We start from the raw sequence: 3795 nt of genomic DNA, 5'->3' as shown, positions 1-3795 counted from the left end.
ACTTTATTGGGTCAGATCATTTTTTTGTAGGCTGCTTTTTCTATTTATGAGATTTTCGTAAAACTGGACGGTTTTCTTTGTTTTCGCTATAGTATGTCTTATAAATATTTGGTACGAGAAAGGCGTTTTTCTATGCTTAAATCATTTTATCATTTCTTAATGAAATATAGGCATCCCGCTCCAAAGGATGTAATCAGTAAGTTTGCGAATCATGCTTATTTAGACCATAGCTTTCCTAAAGTCTCAGAAGACTACCATGAGATAAGCTCTTATCTTGAACTAAATGGTCATTATTTAGAATCGATGTCTGTCTTTGATGAGGCATGGCAGCAATATCAGCTAACCGAAAGAAAATAATAGGAAATTGGATCGTCTCCTCATGAGGCGATTTTTTCATTTTATAAATCACATGCGCTTTTATTCAAACTGTGCATATACTATTGTAATCAAAATTCACGACTTATTAATTGAGAGGATGGGAGGAAATGGCGAATAGAAAAAAACCGAAGTATAAGATCGGTGATACGGTCGTGATTACTATTTATGGTACAGTAGGCAAGGTAACTGATGTAAAGTGGCTAGACGGGAAGTATGTGTATGAAGTAAATAAAAGTGACGGATTGTTTATTGAATCTGCCTTACAGTTACTATCAGAATTCGATGGAGTTATAATGGAGCAAGAACAAATTGACATCGAATATAACTTTTTCTTCGGTGATCTAGTTCAAGTAAGTGGTTATGGTGCAGACCTGTTTAAAGTTGTAGGCTTCCGGACTGAAATTTGGCGTTATAAGGAAGATGCCTGGGAAGATGTCATATATGAGCTGTCAAGGGTTAGTGATGGCGAATGGCTCGAAGCAGGTGAAGAAGAATTGACTCTGGTAGCCGATGCTGAAAATGCTGACACATTCATTCAAAAGCTGGGTCTCCTATACTTAGTAAATAAACAAGAAAAGGTAGTCGAAAATCCTAAAGTCCAAAACATCATTAGAAAAGCTGAATTCGAAGAAATTGAAAGAAAAAAAGAAAAGAAAGAGTTAATTGATAATTTATTGGACATTTTTAATGATTACCGGATTTTATATGAAATGTTTCAGGATCAAGAATATTATCAAGTCATGCGTGTGATTCTCAGGAAATTAGAGAGCCTTGTCAGTAATGATGGCAAGAGTCATGTGTAAAACAATGACAAAGCCTCGAAACGCTACCAATTCGAAATTTCAAAAAGTAAATAAACAACAAACGGAATACCTGCCCATTTAATGAGAAAAAACATTGCATTTAAAAACTTCTCAAATAATTGGAGGGTGTAACCATCCTCCCGGTTAACATCATCTATCCACGCCTCTGCCTTTACTTTTAAATATGACATCCGAATCACCCCTGAATTATGTTCTTTTCATTCATCCTATGCTTGTCCAATCAAAAAAAGACTTAATCACTAATGTAATTTACAATGTTTTAATACATCCTCGTGAACTGCCTGTATGGGATAATTGTTAGCTCCGCAAAGTTACTAGCATGAAAAAGCTATGTACATCATACATTCTCTAAAAAGGGGGCGATGCTATGAGAGAAATTGAAGTATTTATTGATACCGAAGAGATTGCCGAATTTTTCTTTCATGAGCTTGTAAAAAGGGGATACGTTCCTAGTGAAGAAGAGTTAGAAGAAATAGCAGACATAACCTTCGAATATTTGATTGAGAAAAGTATTATCGACGAAGAAGAAGAGGATGAATAAAAGTTTTTTAGTCAAGAAGAGGAAATGAAATCGTTTCCTTTATCATAGATTAATGCGAAAGACGAGCATTCGGTGCTCGCTTTTTGCTGTGTCTTACATTAAACTTAGCCGAATTTTTTAACTAGAAGTCTATTTTTATTAATTTCTCAAATCTTGAAACCTTTATTTTTTGGATACGTATTATTAGTTACGAAGCAGAGGGGGAGAATGAGTTGTTAAAAAAAATCCTTAAATTGATTTTCGGCAGCAAATTACACCATAACCATAAATACAGTTCATCAAGTGATGCCTGGAAGAGAAAGAATCACTATAATCACAACAACCTAGGACATCATTATTATAAAAAGAAATACAAAAGCAGTAGTTTTTTTAGCAGCTAACCATGTGCTCTAATGATGATTAAAAGATTCACATTACTTTTCTCAAATTTACTTGAAAAGCCCTTTTATAAGGATGAACTTATTGCTGCGCGTTACAAGGTGATAACACATCTAGGGGCAGGTGGGTATGGTCATAGTTATTTAGTGGATGATTTAGAATCTGATCAAAAAAAGGTACTAAAAGCCTTGCGGCTCCATAAAAGAATGACTCAATCTGGCCGAAGTCACTTTGAATTTGAGAAGCAACTGTTAAAGTCGATTGATCATCCAGGGTTTCCTAGGTATTTTGAAGGAGGTACCTTTAATAGTGTTCCTTTTTATACGATGGAATTTATTGAGGGTAAGAATTTCGAGCAACTCATTTTTTCGGAAGGCAAAAGAATTTCCGAAAAGGAAGCATTCACCATTGTAAATGAGTTACTAACACCAATTGAATACCTGCATAACCATAAAATCATCCATCGTGACATTCGGATTCCTAATGTCATAACCGATGGAAAAAAAATTAAGCTGATTGATTTAGGGTTAGGAAGGCAATTAGACCTGGACAGAGAAGGACTGCGGAGGCAGAAAGTTAACTTGCGTAAAGAAATAAACTTTCAAGCTGATTTTTATGGGCTTGGACATTTTCTTTTGTTTCTGCTCTACTCTAATTACACGTTTCCAACCAATACACATGAAAAAAGCTGGGAAGAAGAACTCGCGATTTCAGATCAGGCCAAACACATAATTAGAAAGCTCTTGCAGATTGAACCAGCATATGAGAACTGTGCCCAAATAAGAGCTGAAATAAAAAATTTATATCTATTCTAGGAGGAGAAACAATGTCTTTTTTTAACAAAGTATTTGCCAGTGTCGGGATAGGGTCTGCTTCTGTAGACACAAAGCTTGAAAAAGATACTTATATGCCAGGTGAGACCGTTAACGGTGTTGTTGAAATTAAAGGTGGTAAGGTGGACCAGCAAGTGGATGAGATTTATCTTACCTTAAATACTACCTATTTAAGAGAAGCAGATGACAAAAAGTATACCGTCACTGCTGCGATTGATCGGTTCCGTTTAACGACTCCGTTTGTCATTCGTTCGAACGAGAAAAAAGATATTCCCTTTTCCTTTCAACTTCCTTTTGACACACCACTTTCAATTGGAAGATCAAAAATTTGGGTAACAACGGGACTTGAGATTAAGGGCGGTGTTGACCCAAGCGATAAAGATTATCTAAAAGTTGTGCCGAACCCCATAATGTCTGCTGTGTTTAACGCAATCGATAATTTAGGTTTCAGGATTCGTGAGGCTGACTGTGAAGAAGCACCAAGGAGATTACGTGGCAGGTTACCGTTTGTTCAAGAATTTGAATTTGTTCCAACTTCAGGCTTATTTCGCGGCAGATTAGATGAACTAGAAGTAGTTTTCTTCCCATCAGGAAATGGTTCGCTGGATATCATGTTCCAAGTAGACCGTCGAGCAAGAGGGTTATCAGGACTGTTCTCAGAGGCAATGGGTACGGATGAATCTAATGTACGCTTGTCAGTATCAAATACAGATATTCCTTATTTACAACAAAAAATCCAAAGTGTAATTCAAAGATATTCATAATAACTAGGAAATAGGGCCGAAGAGGGTCCTATTTTTTTCTGTCGGATAAGAAAGTATAAGTTTTGAACTTAGTTTAC

At 36.0% G+C, this 3795-nt stretch carries 6 protein-coding genes; 5 read left to right on the top strand and 1 reads right to left on the bottom strand.

Annotation, left to right across the window (positions count from 1 at the left end; genetic code table 11):
- Positions 1 to 132: 132 nt before the first annotated feature.
- The gene (locus tag V7121_RS20855; protein ID WP_335500230.1) at positions 133 to 357 is read left to right on the top strand and encodes a YozE family protein; all 225 of its coding nucleotides are present in this window, start codon (positions 133 to 135) and stop codon (positions 355 to 357) included.
- 128 nt (positions 358 to 485) lie between these two features.
- Positions 486 to 1181, top strand: a complete 696-nt coding sequence (locus V7121_RS20850) for a hypothetical protein (RefSeq protein WP_335500228.1) — start codon at positions 486 to 488, stop codon at positions 1179 to 1181.
- 23 nt (positions 1182 to 1204) lie between these two features.
- Here the strand turns inward: V7121_RS20850 and V7121_RS20845 are convergent, their stop codons facing one another.
- A complete protein-coding gene (locus V7121_RS20845) occupies positions 1205 to 1372 on the bottom strand; it encodes a hypothetical protein (RefSeq protein WP_335500226.1) in 168 nt (55 codons plus the stop codon).
- Between the two features lie 197 nt (positions 1373 to 1569).
- On the opposite strand from V7121_RS20845, the gene V7121_RS20840 reads away from it, so the two are divergent.
- The 3 genes from V7121_RS20840 (at position 1570) to V7121_RS20830 (ending at position 3718) form a co-directional block, all read left to right on the top strand.
- Complete coding sequence (locus V7121_RS20840; protein WP_066256754.1) at positions 1570 to 1743, top strand: YozD family protein; 174 nt, start codon at positions 1570 to 1572, stop codon at positions 1741 to 1743.
- 392 nt (positions 1744 to 2135) lie between these two features.
- On the top strand, positions 2136 to 2936 hold the full coding sequence (locus V7121_RS20835; protein WP_335547654.1) for a serine/threonine-protein kinase: 801 nt from the start codon (positions 2136 to 2138) through the stop codon (positions 2934 to 2936).
- An 11-nt stretch (positions 2937 to 2947) separates the two neighbouring features.
- Positions 2948 to 3718 carry a sporulation protein gene (locus V7121_RS20830; protein WP_335500222.1) on the top strand — a complete coding sequence of 257 codons (771 nt, stop codon included), beginning with the start codon at positions 2948 to 2950 and terminating at the stop codon, positions 3716 to 3718.
- Positions 3719 to 3795 lie beyond the last annotated feature (77 nt).

Origin of the sequence: Neobacillus drentensis (genome assembly GCF_036962125.1) — a bacterium.
Lineage (GTDB): Bacteria > Bacillota > Bacilli > Bacillales > Cytobacillaceae > Neobacillus > Neobacillus drentensis_B.
The sequence above is the reverse complement of the archived record's forward strand: the minus strand, read 5'-3'. Positions and strand labels throughout refer to the sequence as shown.

Excerpts from the sequence above, each read along its gene's own strand:
- V7121_RS20845 (WP_335500226.1), bottom strand. The coding sequence starts at position 1,372 with ATGTCATATTTAAAAGTAAAGGCAGAGGCGTGGATAGATGATGTTAAC.
- V7121_RS20830 (WP_335500222.1), top strand. The coding sequence starts at position 2,948 with ATGTCTTTTTTTAACAAAGTATTTGCCAGTGTCGGGATAGGGTCTGCT.
- V7121_RS20835 (WP_335547654.1), top strand. The coding sequence starts at position 2,136 with ATGATGATTAAAAGATTCACATTACTTTTCTCAAATTTACTTGAAAAG.
- V7121_RS20840 (WP_066256754.1), top strand. The coding sequence starts at position 1,570 with ATGAGAGAAATTGAAGTATTTATTGATACCGAAGAGATTGCCGAATTT.
- V7121_RS20855 (WP_335500230.1), top strand. The coding sequence starts at position 133 with ATGCTTAAATCATTTTATCATTTCTTAATGAAATATAGGCATCCCGCT.
- V7121_RS20850 (WP_335500228.1), top strand. The coding sequence starts at position 486 with ATGGCGAATAGAAAAAAACCGAAGTATAAGATCGGTGATACGGTCGTG.